The sequence below is a fragment of the Flavivirga jejuensis genome, assembly GCF_030540765.1.
Lineage (GTDB): Bacteria > Bacteroidota > Bacteroidia > Flavobacteriales > Flavobacteriaceae > Flavivirga > Flavivirga jejuensis.
Window position 1 is genome coordinate 390,242 of the sequence record NZ_JAUOEL010000007.1, and the last position, 18,624, is coordinate 408,865.

Annotated in this window: 5 protein-coding genes; all 5 read right to left on the reverse strand. The window is 33.5% G+C overall.

Annotated elements, in window-relative coordinates:
* Nucleotides 1-72: 72 nt before the first annotated feature.
* Nucleotides 73-897, reverse strand: coding sequence for a glycerophosphodiester phosphodiesterase family protein (locus Q4Q40_RS19365; RefSeq protein WP_303303649.1), 825 nt, complete (start codon nucleotides 895-897; stop codon nucleotides 73-75).
* 557 nt (nucleotides 898-1,454) lie between these two features.
* Nucleotides 1,455-2,852 carry an aspartate aminotransferase family protein gene (locus Q4Q40_RS19370; RefSeq protein WP_303303650.1) on the reverse strand — a complete coding sequence of 466 codons (1,398 nt, stop codon included), beginning with the start codon at nucleotides 2,850-2,852 and terminating at the stop codon, nucleotides 1,455-1,457.
* Between the two features lie 380 nt (nucleotides 2,853-3,232).
* Nucleotides 3,233-4,054, reverse strand: coding sequence for a carboxypeptidase-like regulatory domain-containing protein (locus Q4Q40_RS19375; protein WP_303303651.1), 822 nt, complete (start codon nucleotides 4,052-4,054; stop codon nucleotides 3,233-3,235).
* Between the two features lie 194 nt (nucleotides 4,055-4,248).
* Entirely contained in the window at nucleotides 4,249-5,613 is a 1,365-nt protein-coding gene (locus Q4Q40_RS19380) for an MFS transporter (protein ID WP_303303652.1), read from the reverse strand.
* A 16-nt stretch (nucleotides 5,614-5,629) separates the two neighbouring features.
* Nucleotides 5,630-18,624 (reverse strand): non-ribosomal peptide synthetase (locus tag Q4Q40_RS19385; protein WP_303303653.1); only part of this gene is annotated, 12,995 nt, incomplete at its 5' end.

Below are 18,624 nucleotides of genomic sequence, written 5' to 3' on the forward strand. Positions count from 1 at the left end.
AAGGTTAATTATTATAAGAGACAAGAATAATCGGGTAATTAATTTTAAAATATGGTATAATAAAGTAAATTATTATTCTTGATTTTGATATGAAATTGCGGTTAATTGTTTGTTTAACTCCCAAGGAGAGTCAGTAAAAACACCATCAACTTGTCGTTGTTTTAACTCAGTGAATTTCTCAAGTGAATTGACCATGACCACTTTCTTACCAGTACTAGAGAACATCCAAAGCTCTTGCCAAACCCATATCTTCTTATTTCTTTTTAGAACATGGTTAAGAACTCTTTTTCGTAAAAAGGAAAAGTTTCCAAATTTTACTGGTAATATTAATATATCAGATTTTAAAGGAAAAAAATAATCTAAAAATATAAAAGCACTGCAAACTATTTTGGTTCCTTCTTTAACAGCTGCACCATAAATCCAATTTGGACGTTTTCCTTTAAACTTTTGTATAACTTTATCATAATGACTCACAATAACAATTTTGTTATTTACGCCATAAATTTCTATGATTTCAATTATTTTGTCAACGGCTTTTAGATTTTTAGAATGTATATCTAAAACAAGCTTGGCTTTTGGGAATAAATTAAAGACTGATTTCAAGGTAGGTATTCCAATAGTTTTTTTTCTATGAGTAAATTCTCCATTAATACTAAAATTAAAACCTGCATTTAACATTTTAATTTCGTCATAGTTCATTTTTCGAATATCACGTTTTATTCCTGTAATTTTTTTGGTATTATGATCATGAAATAGAACTATTTCTTCATCTTTGCTCATCTGAATATCGATTTCTATACGCCATTCTGGATTGATTTCTTGACAATGTCTTATTGCTTCTATAGTATTTTCTGGTTTTTCTCCTCTACCACAACCATAACAAATAATTTCCACCATTTTTCAATAGATTTAATGTGACTATAAAATATTATATCGTTTTACGTAACTTATGGGTACAGTTCCTAAAATGGCCATCTTAATAGAATCAATTCTAACAAAAGTTCTATTTTTTTTCGACTCTTAGAACTTCACAGTCTAGTCCAGAGAGTGGACTATAACCGATAATTATTTTCCCCAACTATAGGAGCTTCATGGATTCTATCAATTTCCGAGATTCTTTTTAAATTCACAAAATGTTTCATTTTGGTAATTTCCATTCCAAAAACAAAAGGATATTGATTTCCAAAATGTATATAGATAACGCACCATTGTAAATAAAAGCAGAAACGTATTAAAGCCTAATTAATATAGCCTTTTACTCACCTTCTTTCATGGTTAATCATGACATATAGTACATTTGAAAGTGCATGCTCATAAAAGGAGATGTAATACGTTCCGTATTCTATAATCATGCACATATTGTAGGTTCTATGGATTAAATCTTAAACATTCAAAACATACTAATTTACAAATTGTTACACCAAAATCATTTTGTGATGTATATTTTTTTAAATTTAATTAAAAGTAGGTTCTAAGTAACCCTCTTGGCAAACGGCAATAGCTTTTTTCATTATAACTATTGCATTATCAACAATCTTCTTTGTTGTTATTAGTGGAGGAACAAGGCGTAATACATTATTGTAATGCCCCCCTACTTCAAACAATAAGCCTCTTTGAAAACATTCAGTTCTCAGTTTTTTTACAAATTCTGGGAATGGTTCTTTTGTGCTTTTATTTTTTACAAATTCAATTCCTATCATCATTCCTCTTCCTCTCACCTCTCCTATAAAAGGGTTATCTAATTGTAATTGCTTAAGGTTATCCATTAAATATATACCTATATATTTTGTGTAATCTCCAATATTATATTCGTCTATAAAATCAAAAGCTCCTCTAGCAGCAGCAATACTTACCTGATTACCCCTAAATGTTCCAATATGTGCTGAGGCACCCCAGGCCTCTATTTCTTTTTTATAGATCAATCCAGAAATTGGAAACCCTATGCCACCAAACCCTTTAGAAAACGTAATAATATCAGGAATAGCTTTAGTGTTCATAAACTCTAGAAAACTTCCTGTTCTAAAGAAACCACATTGAATTTCATCAAATATTACCAGAACATCATTTTCATGAGCTATTCTAACTAATTCTTCTAGGTATCCATCCTCAGGAACTATATTTCCACCTTCCCCTTGAATTGGTTCTATAAGAATTGCTGCTGGTTTTATTATCCCAGAATGACCATTATTCAATATATTTTTAAAATATTCTATTCCAGAAATATTATTTTTATTCTCTTTTGTCGTTGATTTATCGCGATATGGATAGTTATAAGGAACAAAATGAACGTTAGGCATTAAAGAAGTAATATGATTTCTAAAAAATGTATCTGAAGTTACTGCCAAAGCGCCAGAAGTCATACCATGATAACCACCAGTAAAAGCAATCACACCATCTCTACCTGTTTTTATTTTTGCTAATTTAATAGCCGCCTCTACAGCATCAGACCCCGTTGGACCACCAAAACTTACTTTGTAATCTTTTTGAATCTCTTCTGGTAAATGACCTATTATTTTTTCAATTAGATTTAATTTATTTTCTGTGGGAAAATCCAATACGTGAATTAAATCAGATTGTTGTTCTTTGACATACTTTAATACATACTCATTACCATGACCTACATTTAAAACTCCTGCTCCTCCGAAAAAATCAATAAAATAATTACCATCAACATCTTCTATGATGCTTCCTTTTGCTCTTTTTATAGCTATAGGCATGCTTCTTGGGTACGAAACAATACTGCTTTCAATCTCTTCCTGTAATTTCAATAATGCTTTTGATTTTTCTCCTGGAAGTGAAGATGTTACAATTTTTGCCTCTTCAGACAAATGATACTTTTTTAGTGAATCCATAATTATAAATTATTTGTGTTAAAAAGTTGAACAAATTATTAAAGATTTATGGTTAGTTAATGCCTTTAATTATTTTAAAAGTGGTGTTTATATTATCCTTAAAATGTGAAGTATGAGCTTTCTAAAAGAAAAAAATTGGTTTTATATCTATTCCTATTTCTATATATAAAATTTCTAAGTCAACGCTACTTTATTTCAACATTGTTATATTCAAATAGAATCCATTGCTGAGCATCTCCAGTATCTGTATTTTTGAATACAACATGGGTACGTAAACTTATCCATTCCTGTTTTTTCTGAAGAAATTTCTCCTGCTACGGAATTACTTTACTTTAATTTCTGGAGCCAAAATAGGCGTTTTTCTTTGTGTAAGATTTAACTCAATACTCAACATCTACCGTAAAACCAATACCTACTCCTACCTTATTCCAATCTCCTTGGCTTGTTTTTCTCTCGATTATAGGGCTACCAAAAAGCCCTATCGAAAACATTAACCCATCTTTACCTAAATCTTCTATCCATTCCAACGATACAAAAAAATCATCTTCCACAACAATATTATATTTACTAAGATCTGCACTAAGCACTCCCTCTTTTATACCTGTAGAGAGTATAATATTTTCTTTAAGAATATTTTTATAAGGAAGCCCTTCTTTTAAATTATAAAAATTAAGTCTAAACTTAACATTATCATATTTATTCGAAGCAATAGATGCATTAAACCTATTGATGTAAGTAGGCTTTTTTTTGGTCTTGATTACTATACCTACTTCATTCCCTAATTGATTAGTAGAAAAACCTCCTATCATACTTTTGGATTTTGTTTTGTTCCCTAGAGTTCTTTCTTTTAACTTTTTATTAGAAAGTACGACCTCTTCTAACTCAGTAATTTCTTGTTCTAATGAGATAATGCTATCTAACCTTGGCATTTCTTTTTTAAATTCTTTTACAATTTTTATATAGTTTTTATACCCTATCATTGATATTTGTATAGTATCCAAATCGAATTTTGATTCTAATTCAATTTGAAAATTGCCATCATTATCGGATACTGTCCCTATATTTCCCCCAAGAATCCCAATATTAACATAAGGTAATGGTTCTTTAGTTTTACTATCTTTTATTTGTCCTTTATATGTTTCTTGTCCATATATTATATGAGAAATTACAAGTAACAACACACTGCTTATTATTTTTTTCATTTTTATAAATACTTTTTTTAATCAAACATAAATTAAAGATATTTCTTATATTGCTTTGTTGTATAAATTATTTCTAAAATTTAATTTTCACCTTATTGATAAGATTTTTTTAAGTAAGATCGGAATGACACTATTCCATTATTTACAAATACTAATTACTCATTATCAAAATTTAACACATCTAACTAACGTTATTACACTTCCACTTCTTTCTCCTTTACACTATAATCTTCGCTCTTATTAATAACGTCTACTTCATTTACCACGGTAATTGAATCTTTACCCTCCTTTAACATTCCTAACTCCTTTTCATACAAATTATCTAGATTATTAAATGCTTTTTTTTGTTTATAAACAAACGAGATAAGCGTTAAAAACACTCCACATAAACCAAATACAACTGCAATTGCTGCTGTAAGATTAGTGCCTGGATAATTCAGATATAAATTTGGAAAAAAATAATCGACAAAAAGCTTTACATAATCCACTAAAGGCCCTGCAATTAAATATGCAAGAGGAGCAGTAATTCCTACCAAGAAAGAAACTGTTCCCATAATCCTTCCTTGTTTCTCAACAGGGATCAATGTTTGTAGAAAAGCTTCACTAATAACCATTTCTACTGTAAAAAGAGCCATTATTATAATCCCAGCAATTGCTAAAGTATACTGATTCATAAAAAAAAAACATCCTAAAAAAACGACACTTTTTAAATACCCTAAATTAATAACAGTATTCATTGGACGTTTAAACTCTTTTAACACACTCATCAACCCTCCTCCTAGTAAAGCTCCTAGTCCAGCACACGACATGATAATTCCTAATATATATTCATTAGAAAAATCAAGTACCAAAGGAGTAAACAATACACTAATAAGACCTATCAAAAATGACATTAGAAAAAAGAAGAAAATGAAATATGAAAATCCAGCTTTCTCTTTTATAAAAGCTCTTACCAACTTAAAATCTTCTTTAAAATTAAATTTATCGCTAGATCGAGCAACTATTACAAATCCTAGTAATAAAAATGCTACCACTGCAATTGAAAAGGTAAATAGATCTATAAAAAAAATACTTCGTATACCTATCGATTTATATAATACAGGAGCTAAAATTGGTACGCCCATCTGAATGACTCCATACATAGTACTCGACATACCATTGGCTTTTACTAATTTATCCTTAGAAACCAATGTACTGGTAGAAGCCTGAAATGCATCAAAAACAAACATACTGGCCACAGACCCTATACCAGCAACTATCATAATATGCCATGCTTGTAATATTCCAAAACTATGTAAAGCCATTAATACTAAGCTTCCTATTCCTGCCACTATCTGCCCTCCTACTATCATTTTCTTTTTATCCCAACGATCTACCATACTTCCTATAAAGGGAGCTAATACAACTCCAGGAACGGCTTCAAAAAACCAAACCAAAGAGTAGGAACTAACACTGGATCCAGGTTGTTCTAAAATCCATACACTGAGTGCAAAATCTGTTAAATCCGTTCCAAAAAGAGAAATTATTAACAGTGTCAAATAAACCTTAAATTTTTTCATTTTATACAAAAATCAATTAGTTCTTTATTTGCAAACATTTTACAATATCTGCTACATAAGGCATGTTTAACATATTCAAATGATTACCAGAAACTTTAAAAACCTTAACCTCTTTTGTTGTTAATGCTTTCCAGCCGTATCCATCAGCAGCTAATTTTACATCTAATATTTGTTCCTTTTCATCTAATTCCTCATTTGCCTTAAATAATTTAATCGCTGTTTTTATCTGGGAGTTTATCGGTGGTTGATAATTGCTGTATTCATTTGCCATTATCACTCCAATTGTTCCCCGCATTTGAGCCTCTGTGATCTCTATCTCTGAAGTTCGTATCAAATCATATAATTTTTCTAATTGTTGTTCTTCTTGTTTATTTTCAAAATCAGAAATATTTGCTGCTATTGAAACATTGTATTCCTTATTAATTCCTTCAAGCATTACCATTAAAAATTCTTCATGACTAATTTTTAACTCCTGCTCTTTATCTTCCCTTATAGGAGGCTGCACATCAAAAAGCAACACCTCTTCTACCTCAAACCCTTGTTCTTCTAATTGCATTGTCATCTCAAATGCTATTTCTCCGCCAAAAGAATACCCTGCTAAACGGTAAGGACCTTCTGCATCTATTTTCTGCATTTCCTTTATATAAATAGCAGCCATTTCTTCAACAGTTTTTAGAATAGGAGAAAGACCATCCAATCCAGAAGATTGAAATGCATAAAAAGGCTGCTTATCACCCAAAGCGTCAGATAACTCTTTATACACTATAACTGTACCTCCTAAAGGGTGTACACAAAATATCGGCTTTTCTTCTCCTTTTTCATTTAAAGGAATCAAGGTTGTATATTCCTTCTTTTGATCAGAACTAATCACCTCACTAAATAACTTAATCGTAGGGTATTCGAATACGGAAACTATTGGTAATGCTTTAGAAAACTTCTTATTTATTTGAGAAATTAATTTCATTGCCAATATAGAATGCCCTCCTAATTCAAAGAAATTATCCTGTACTCCTATCATCTCTACCTTCAATAATTCTTGCCAAATAACAACCATTTGCTCTTCTGTTTCATTTTGTGGAGCTACATATTCTTGAGTGGATAATTGAGAACTATCTGGATCGGGTAAGGACTTTTTATCTAATTTACCATTACTATTCAAAGGCATCACCTCCATCTCCACCCAAAGCATAGGAACCATATATTCTGGTAAACTTAATCGTAACGCTTCTTGTAGTTTTTCTTTATCTAATGTATCATCTACTACTACATACCCTACCAAACTCATAGTACCACTTACATCTTCCTTTGCCAAAACGCAGCACTGAGTAACAGATACTATAGAGGATAAGGCGTTCTCTATCTCTCCTAATTCTATACGATAACCGCGAATCTTGACCTGATCATCTTTTCTACCAATAAACTCTATAGTTCCATCAGGAAGCCAGCGTGCTAAATCCCCTGTCTTATATATTCTATCACCTTCTACAAAAGGATTAGAAACAAATTTATCTTTGGTTAACTCTTCTTGATTTAAATATCCTCGGGTCACTCCTGCTCCACCGATACACAATTCTCCCACTACACCTATAGGTAAAAGAGTATGGCCCTCATTCATAATATAAATCTGAGTATTACCTATTGGGTTTCCTATACTTATTGCTTTATTGCCCTTAACCTCTTTATAAATAGACATAACAGAAGTTACTGTTGTTTCTGTTGGTCCGTATTCATTATAAAATATATAATTCTCGCTCCAATCTAACATCAATTCTTTACTACAAATCTCTCCACCTACAACTACACGTTTCAATGATTGTAAAACTCTTCCAATAGGTAAAGTACTTAGCATACTAGGAGTCGTATGGAGATGTGTGATTCTTTCATTATCAATAAAATCAAGTAAATGCACTGGATCAAGAATGATTTCCTCATTTATAAGAACCAATTTACTCCCACTACATAATGCAATAAAAATTTGTTCAACAGAAGCATCAAACACAAAATTTGAAAATTGTAAAACAACATCACTTGAATCAAAATTAAATGTATGAGTCTGAGAGGTAATTAGATTTGTAACATTACTATGCTCAATCATTACCCCCTTAGGCTTACCAGTACTTCCTGAGGTATAGATAACGTATGCTAAACAATTAGGCAACACACTACTTAACTTCCTTGTAGAAAAACCAGAAATACTGTCCCAATGACTATCCAATAAAACAACCGATAAATCATCACGTTCAATTATTACACTTACACTGGATCTACTACTCAATACCAAATCAATTCCTGCATCTGTAATCATATAATCAATACGCCCCTTTGGGTAAGCAGGGTCTATAGGTACATAAGCTCCTCCTGATTTTAGGATCCCTAAAATACCAATCAACATCTCTAAACTACGCTCCAAACAAATACCTACCAAAGTATTTGGTACGACTCCTTGTTCTCTTAAATAACGTGCCAACTGGTTCGAGCGCTTGTCCAACTCCTTGTAGCTTAATTCCTCGTTCTCATAGACTACAGCAATTGCATCTGGAGTATTTATAACTTGTTGTGTAAACAAATCTATTACGGTCTTATCCTTTGGATATTCTGCTGATGTGTCATTAAATATCCCTAGCAATTCATTCTCTTGATCAGAAAGCATATTCACTTCAGAGACCACAGCAGCATCAGGTAAATTTAATAATTGCTCTAGCACCTTATTAAAATGCCCTTTAATCATAGTTACTTTTTCAGCACTTAATAATGACGTATTATAACTAAAATCAATTTCCAACTCTCTCCCCAAACTTACCGTAATTGTTAATGGGTAATTCGTTTGTTCTTTAGCCTCTATGCTTTTAACCTCTAATAAGCTTTCTTCTTTGAAAACTTCTTCTGAGATAGGATAATTTTCAAAAACTAAAATACTATCAAATAAATCCCCTTGAACACCACTATAATGCTGTACAGTAGCCAAACTTGTATATTGATGTTCTCTACAAATTGTATGAGCCTTTTGTATTTCTTGTAAACTAGTAACTACAATTTCATCATGATTGATAGATGCACACAGCGGAAGCGTATTTATATATAATCCAATCTTGTTTTCAGAGTTTTCCATATCGGTGGGCCTACCAGAAACTGTAACGCCATAAACAACTTCTGTATTCCCTGTATATTTGGACAATAACAAAGCCCATACCCACTGCACAATAGTATTCACTGTTACTCTATTCTTCTGGGCATACTCTTTTATTCCTTCCGTATAATTACTATCAAGTACAAGAAGTTTATTTTTGTATTCCCCAAGACCTTTGTTTCTAGATATGGAATCCTCGAAAAAAGGTAACAACGTTGGTGTTTCTAATTTCCCAAGATACTCCTTCCAAAACTTCTCTTCTTCATTAGGATTCTTAGCCCTTATATATTTAATATAGTCTTCAAATAAGTCTTCTTCTATTTTTGGTAATTTTTCTCCTTTTGAAATTGTTTCATAAGCTATCATTAGTTCTCCCATCATCATAGAAAGTGACCATCCATCCATTACAATATGGTGATGTGTAAACACCATTTTATAAACCTTCGAAGTCGATTTAATAATTGTAATTCGCATTAAAGGAGGCTTAGAAAATTCAAACCCCTTTTTTTTATCCATCTCTAAAAAAGAACTTAACAACACTTCTTGTTCTGATTCTTTATGCATATTATAGTCAAACTGCTCAAAAGGAAGCTTTACATCTTGATGTACTCGTTGAAGTGGAATACTAAACGCTCCATATATAAAAGCACTCCTTAGTATACTATGATTTTGAATCACATAATCCCAAGATTTTTTCATCGTTCCTGTATCAATCGGCTTAGAGAAATCTATCACTAATTGTTCTACATAAGCATTAGATTTTTCTGTAAAAACACCATGAAACAACATTCCTTCCTGGAGAGGGCTCAATCTATACAATGGTGCAAAAGTTAGTTCTCCGTTTCTATCCTCTTCTACTAATGTCTCTGCATATACACTAAATTCATCATATCTTATTTCCTTTTGTAACCCATAATCGGAAGGCGTTAATTCACGTTGTTTTATATTTTTACAATGGGCAATTAATTGCTTAAGATTATCCAAATAGCTTTCCGCTAATTTCTCTATGGTTTCTATCTCATATTCTTCTTTAGAAAAACTCCAGCCCATAATTAACTCACCTCCTGCAACAGAACTGTTAACTGCTAATTTTTCGTAAAATGGAACATCACCACCTATCTCTTCTCCTACGGACTCATCAGCTCGACCTATGGTATCACTGGCCTGTACTGTATTATCTAATTGTCCTAAATAATTAAATACAATATCCCAAGAAGTTCCTGATAATTGGTTTCTTATATCTTCCAAAGGGTGTAAATATCGCAAAGCTCCATACCCCATTCCTTTTTCAGGAATACACCTTAACTGCTCTTTTATAGATTTAATTAAATTTCCTAAAGTGATATCCTTTCCTACCTTTAATGAAACTGGATATAAGCTGGTAAACCATCCAACTGTGCGACTGATGTCTATTGTTTTAGAAACATACTCACGACCATGTCCTTCCATGCCTATATTTACGGTATCCTGATTTGTCCATTTGCTTATTGTAAGCACTAAACAACATAATAGAATATCATCGATTTCTGTCCCATAGCTTTGATGAACCTCTTTTAATAGTATAGCGGTGTATTCCGCATCCAGTTTTATAGAATAGTCTATTAGATCCTTATATCTTGTCCCTTCATTCTTCTTATCTACTGACAATGGTGTATATGCATTAATTGCATTCTTCCAATATGGTAATTGTGCCATTACAGATGTGTCAACAGCATATGCCTTCAAGGCTTCCCCCCACTCTCTATAGGAAGTCCCCTTTATTCCTAAATCTATTTTCTCCTCCTTATTAACAGCTTCTAAAATTCCATTAAAATCATCTAGGATAATACGCCACGATACACCATCTACTATCAAATGATGTGATACAATGAATAATCGATTCATCATTTCATATTCTGGTGTTTTTATTAAAATCACCTTAAATATATCTCCTTTCTCCAGAGTTAATCCTTGTTGTCCTTCTGTACAAATTTCAGTTATCAAAGAAGCTATTTCCTCTTGATCTGCACTTTGTAGCTCTACAATCTCCAGAACACCTTCTTTAGAATCATAGTGTTGCTTCCACCCTGTCTCTTCTTCTACATACCTAAATCGCAAAGCATCATGATGACTCACCAAGGTTTTCACAGCTAGTTCTAAGGATGATTGTTTTATTTGCTTATTAATAGCAACAAAAATGGATTGATTGAACTGTGCTGTTTGAGAGTATGCTTCTTCAAAATACCATTGTTGTATGGGCAATAAAATACTTTCCCCTGCCAATATTCCTTGCTCTCCTTTTATCTCATTTCCTTTTAACAGCGCTACTTCTGATAAAGCAGAAATAGTCTGATGCTCAAACAAATCTCTAGGTTGCAAATGATATCCATAACGTTTTAACCTACTTACTACCTGAATTGTAATAATTGAATCACCTCCAAGATCAAAGAAGTTGTCGTGTATTCCTATCTCAGGAACCCCTAACAAATCCTTCCACACCTGCGCTAAATTTAACTCTACATCACTACTTGGAGCGACATACTTTTCTGATGATAGACTTGTTAATTCGAGATTAGGCAAGGCCTTTTTATCTATTTTACCATTGTGATTCAAAGGCATTGAGGATAATGACATCCATAATTTTGGAACCATATACTCTGGTAATTGCTTTCGTAATGCTTCCTGAAGGATTGTTTTATCAAATTCTCCTTTAGATACAACATATCCCACTAAACGCGGATGCCCCTCCGCATCTGTTCTTGCTAAAACACAACAACTACTCACCAATTTCACCGATGCTAATACACTCTCTATTTCTCCTAACTCGATACGATACCCCCGAATATTTACCTGAGTATCTTTCCTCCCTGAAAAAATAAGACTACCATCGGATAACCTATAACACATGTCCCCTGTTTTATACAAAATCTCTTCTGTATTAAATGGATTTGAGACAAACTGTTGCTTCGTTAATTCTGGTTTGTTCAGATACCCTTTTGCCAATCCTGATCCGCCTACAAAAAGCTCTCCTATGACACCTATTGGATTCAATTGCCGTGCAGCATTTAAAATATAAACCTGCCTGTTGGCTATAGGTTTCCCTATTGGAATTGATGGCTCTAAAGCAGTTACCTTATGATAGCTAATACACACCGTACTCTCTGTAGGTCCATACGTATTATATACCGCCAAATCTTGATATATATTCGAAATATATTCTGGCTTTAATACATCTCCTCCACTAATCAATGCTCGAATATAAAGTGAAAAATCTTCCTTGTGTGCATTCAGATATTGAACCAAATATGGATTAGTGCTCAAGATGGTTATTCTTTCTCTTTCGCAAACACGTAACAATTCTTCAAAATCATTGGTTTTTTCTACGACACAAAGACTTCCACCTTTTACTAGTATTGGAAAAATCTCTTCAATAGAAGTATCAAAAGAAAGACTCGATTGTTGTATGATTTTATCTTTCTCATTCAGTTCAAAATAATCACTAAAAGTCAAGGCATAATCATACAATGAATGATGACTAATCAAAACCCCTTTTGGATTACCTGTTGTTCCTGAAGTGTATATAACATATGCTAAATCTTCTGAAGATACGTTTGACAACACCCTTTTTGGAGTATCTCGGACAATAGATTTCCAATCTACATCCAATACCACTATTTGCAACTCCTCTTTCTCTGAAAAAACCGAACTAGTGCTGCTATTCGTAAGCACCATTTGAATTCCTGCATCCTCCAAAATGTAATCTATTCGTTCCTTCGGATAATTAGGGTCTATTGGAATATAAGTTTTACCTGCCTTTAATATCCCTAGAATACCAATAATCATTTCTATAGATTGCCCAATACAAATACCTATAAAAGCTGATTCCTCAGCTAGTATATAAGCTGCTAACTGATTAGATTTTTCATGTAATTCTGTGTATGTTACCGAATCCGTTCCAAAAATAACAGCTGTATTATCTGGAGTTTTATTCACCTGATCGTATAACAAATCCAAAATAGTCTGATCTACCAGGTAAGAAGCTTTGTTGGTAGTATTAAAAGTATGCAATACTTGATGTTTCTCTTCCTCAACAAGCATCGGTAATGCCCCAACCTCCATTTCAGGTGCCTTAGCAATGCCAAATAATAATTCTTTATAATGCATCAACATACGCTCTATAGTTTCCTTCTTAAATAAAGCAGTACAATATTCTAGATTGAAAGAAATTTCAGTTTCACTATTCACAGCTGTTAATGTCATATCAAATTGAGCTGTAGTTTCCTCTAAGTCATAAGAGGATAATTCTAAGTCATCAACCACTCCTACTCCCAAATTATCAGCTTCTTCTTTTGTTTTAATCGTATTTTGTAATGTAAACATTGTTTGAAACAGAGGGGTTATACTTCTATCCCGTATCTCTACAACAGCATCAACAACCTTTTCAAAAGGAACCGCCTGATGATTATATGCATCCAAAGTAACTTGCTTAACCTGTTCCAACAGCTCTATAAACGATGGGGAATCACTCAAATCACTCCTCAATGCTAATGTATTTACAAAGAAACCTATGATACCTTCTGTTTCTTCCTGTGTCCTGTTAGCAATTGGAGTCCCAACACATATATCATCTTGACCACTATATCTATGGAGTAACACTTTAAAAGTTGTCAGCAAAAGCATAAATAATGTGACCCCTTCTTTTTCACATAATTCCTTTAGCAAAAGACTTAATTCTTTGCTCAATACCAAGAAATTATTTGCTCCTTCAGTATTTTGTATGGAAGGACGAGGATAGTCCATAGGTAAATATAATGGAGAAACGCTTTGCAATTTCTCTTTCCAATATAACAATTGCTCATCCAAGACATCCCCTTCTAAATACTTTCGTTGCCATAATGCATAATCGGCATATTGAATTGGAAGTTCTGGTAAGTCTGGCTGCTTCCCTTGGTTATACGCTTCGTATAATGCTGTAAATTCTTGTACCAAAATACTATTTGACCACCCATCACTAGAGATATGATGAAAAACGCCAGCCATAACATATGTATTCTCCCCTAAATCGAATAATTTCATTCTAAACATATATTCTTTAGACAAGTCAAATGGACGGGATATTTCCGCTTTCAAAAGCGCTTCTAATATTTGAGGGTTATCTAATTTAACAACATCAAGCTTCCAACCTTCTGAAGAAAGCACTTCCTGATACCCTATCCCATCTTCTGTCTTAATAACTGTTCTAAGAACTTCATGCCTAGAAACAATTTCTTTAAAACAAGCCTCAAAAATTGTGACATTCAGTTTTCCCTTCAGGTTCATTATAATGGGCAAATTATAAGCAATACTTCCTTCCAATTTATCAATAAACCATAATCGTTCCTGACTAAAAGACAATGGAATTCTTCCAATTCGTTCTTCTTGTATTATTTTAGGTAATATGATCTGCTTTGTTTGATTCTCGATATGACTACTTAAATCAGCTATTTTGGGGTGGCTAAAAATACTTTTAATAGTAATTTCTAGTTCCATTTCCTTACGGATTTTAGAAACTAAACGAGTGGCTAATAAAGAATGACCTCCTAACTCAAAAAAGTTATCGTTAATACCAATCTTATCCACACCCAATAATTCTTCCCAAATGAGCACTAATTTTTTCTCCTGATCATTTCTAGGAGCAATATATTCCACTTCTGACAGTTGAGATTTTTGAGGTTCAGGAAGCGTTCCTTTATCTACTTTACCATTACTTGTCAACGGCATCTCATCTAAGACAACCCATAATTGTGGAACCATGTACTCTGGCAAACGCTCTTTTAAAAACGCTTGGGTTTTCTGCTTATCAAAATCATCGGTACTGACCACATAGCCTATCAAACGATTCATGCCTAGGTCATCTGCTCTAGCCAGAACACAACAACTCTTTATACCTTCTAATTCGGATAAAATATTCTCTATCTCTCCCAATTCTATACGATACCCCCGTATTTTTACCTGATCATCCTTACGACCTAAAAACTCCAAAGTGCCATCTGGTAACCAGCGAGCGATATCTCCTGTACGATACATCCGATCTCCTGAAATAAAGGGATTTTCAACAAAAACCTCTTGAGTCAAAGCATCCTGATTCAGGTACCCTTTTGATACTCCTCCTCCACTAATACATATCTCTCCTGAAACACCTTTAGCCACCAAATTCTGAAATTCATCTACAATATAGATCTGTGCTATATCTATGGGTTTTCCTATTGTAATTTGCTGCTCTGGTTCTGTTATCCTACTTACAGTAGACCATACCGTGCATTCTGTTGGACCATATTCATTGTAAATAGGAATATCTGGATATAATTCGAAGTGTCTGGATACAATACTACTACTTAAAGATTCGCCCCCTAGAATTACGCCTCTAAACACAGTATTATCCAAGACCTTTTCATCTAACAAAAATTGATAATATGTTGGTACACATAATAGCAAATCCATTTTTCCTTCTAATAACGATTTCATCGCCGAAGCATCATTAATCGATGTGCTTTCTGGAATAATCAATCGGCCACCTGTTAGTAACGTTCCTACAATCACTGATACAGAAGGATCAAACACAAAAGAAGGTAATAAAATCATTGATGTCACCTCTCCATAATAGGAAATTCTAGAAAAAGCTAAACTTTCCAAATTTCCATGAGAAACTGCTACCCCTTTAGGTGTTCCAGTCGAACCAGAGGTATAAATAACATAAGCTGTATCTTCTTTTTTAATCTGATTAGATACTAACTTTCCTGAAATAGCTTCTACAGCTCTCCAATCCTTATCCAATAAAAGACACGTTATTTCTAATTGATTTCCTAAATTAGTAATACTATCAGTACTACTAAGGACTAGTTGCATTGCTGTATCTTCTAGAATATACTTGATACGTTCTTCGGGATAATCTGGGGAAATAGGGACGTAGGCTCCTCCTGATTTTAAAATACCCAAAATACCGATAATCATTTCTAAAGAACGGTCAACACAAATCCCGACAAAAGTGTTTGGTGAAACATCTTGCTCTTGTAAATAAATTGCCAATTGATCCGTTCGTATATCTAATTCCTGATATGTTAAAGCAGTGTCTCCATAAACCAAAGCAATATCATCGGGTGTCAACCCGACTTGCTTTCGAAACATATCTAATACCGTGATTTCCTCTGGATAGACTACATTTTTAGGGTTCAGCTCATATAATAAATGCTTTTCCTCAACCTTAGTTATTATTGAAAGTTCATTTATTTTCAACTCAGCATTATTAACTATATTTCTTAACAACTCTCTATAATGAACTGCTAAACGGTGAATTGTCTCTTCTGTAAATAAATCAACACAATACGCTATACTAATTTCAAATCCTGAATCAACTTCTGATATTGCCAATGTGATATCAAAACTCGACACTTTTCGATCATAACCATACGATGATAACTGTACATCATCTAATGACATCTCTTTTTCATTCGATATCTTATCCTGAAATACAAATAATACCTGAAATAATGGGCTGGTACTCATGTCTCGTGTTTCAACAACACGTTCTACGACCTTTTCAAAAGGAGCAAACTGATTCTCATAAGCCTGTAAAGTTGTTTCTTTTACCTGTTCTAAATAACTTAAAAAGGGTACTTCACTATGCACTGTACTACGCACTACCAATGTATTAACAAAAAAGCCTATCAAATCCTGAGTCTCCTGTTGGGTTCTGTTTGCTATTGGAGTTCCAACACTAATATCTTCTTGCCCACTATATTTAGATAATACAACCTTAAAAGCAGCCAATAACATCATAAAAGTAGTTACTTCTTGCTCTTTACAGAGTTTCGATATACCATCTTGCAACTCTTTATTTAATGAAAAATTAAAATCTGCTCCTTTAGTACTTTGAACAGAAGGCCTAGGGAAATCTGTAGGTAATACCAAAGGTGAAGTTCCTTTTAACTTCTTCGTCCAATATGTTAATTCATTTTCTAAAACAACACCTTCTATATGCTCTCTTTGCCATAGCGCATAATCAGAATATTGTATTTTTAACGGCGGCAAATCTGTTACTTGTCCTTTTTTAAACCTATTATATAAGTGTACAAATTCATGTACTAAAATACCGTCTGACCATCCATCATTAGCAATATGATGAAATACTCCAGCTAATACATATGAGTTATTTTCCAAACAAAATAAACACATTCGAAGCATATAATCTTTTGATAAATCAAAAGGACAAGAAAGATACGCCTCTAAACTTCTTGATATATTTTCGGAATTCTCCAGTGAGACCACTTCTATACCCCACCCTTCTGATGGAATTACCTCTTGATATCCAATACCATCATCAGACTGAATTACTGTTCGTAATACCTCATGTCTGGCAACTATCGTTCGAAAAGATTTTTCTAATATATTTTTATCTACTGCGCCTTCTAATCGTAAAACTATTGGCATATGATACTGAAGACTTCCTTCTAACTGATCTATAAACCATAATCGTTCCTGACTAAAAGATAAAGGGATCTTTCCTGTTTTCTTCTGAAAAACAATTTCGGGTAAAGTGGTTCCCTTTTCTGTTTTTGAAATGAGGATTGTTAATTCTGAAATCGTACAATGTGTAAAAATGGTTCTAATCTGTACCTCCAAATTCATTTTCGTACGAATCATTGCTACTAGTCGGGTCGCTAATAAAGAATGCCCTCCCAATTCAAAGAAATTATCATGAACGCCTACTTGCTCTACTCCCAATAAATCCTGCCAGATCCTTACCAGTGCCTCTTCTATCTTAGTTGATGCTGCTACATAACTCGCTGTGGATAAACTTGACATATCTGGATCGGGTAACGCCTTCTTATCAATCTTTCCATGAACCGTCAAAGGCAGCTCTTCTAAACAAACCCATACCGTGGGAACCATATAAGATGGCAACTCATCCTCTAATTGGTCTTGTAAAATCTGCTTATTAAAATCTCCTGACATCACAACATACCCCACCAATCGATCCATACCACTACTATCTGATTTTGCCTGTACACAACAACCTGTAACTTCTGCTTGGGATGACAACACACTTTCGATCTCTCCCAGTTCTATACGATGACCACGAATCTTTACCTGATCATCCTTACGTCCTAAAAACTCTAAACTACCATCGGATAACCAACGACCCAAATCTCCTGTCTTATACAAGCGTGAACTAAAAGATGTAAAAGGGTTGTCTCTAAAAACCTTTGCTGTTTTTTCTGCATCATTTAAATACCCTCGCCCAACACCTACTCCAGAAACCCATAACTCACCCATAACGCCTACGGGACACAAATTATCCTTCTGGTCAACTACATAAATTTGCATATTAGCTACTGGCTTTCCAATTGGAACACTTTGACCTGATGGAGCCTCTTTCATAAAATGCAAGCTAACATCATCACCTGCTTCTGTTGGTCCATATGCATTAACTACTGGAATATCTGGATAACGTGCAAACCACTTACTTAGCAAAGATGTATGTACTGCCTCGCCAGTTACCAGAAAATAATGTAACTTTCTTAAGTCAAAATCACTCGCTATATCCAATAAGCCAGATACATAGGAGGGTACTAATTGCAGTATAGTTACTCCTTCTTTATACAGACTTGACTGTAATTCTGAAGGATCTAACAACTGGGATTCTCTGTAAATAGCAATACGACCTCCACACAATAAACCACTTAATAACTGCCATACAGAAATATCAAATGTAAAAGGAGCTGTAAAGGCTACAACACTTTTGTTATCCATATCCAACTCATCTATCATTAACAATAAATGGTTTAACATCCCTGCATGTTCTATCATTGCTCCCTTGGGAACGCCTGTACTTCCTGAGGTATAAATAACATAGGCTAATGAATCTG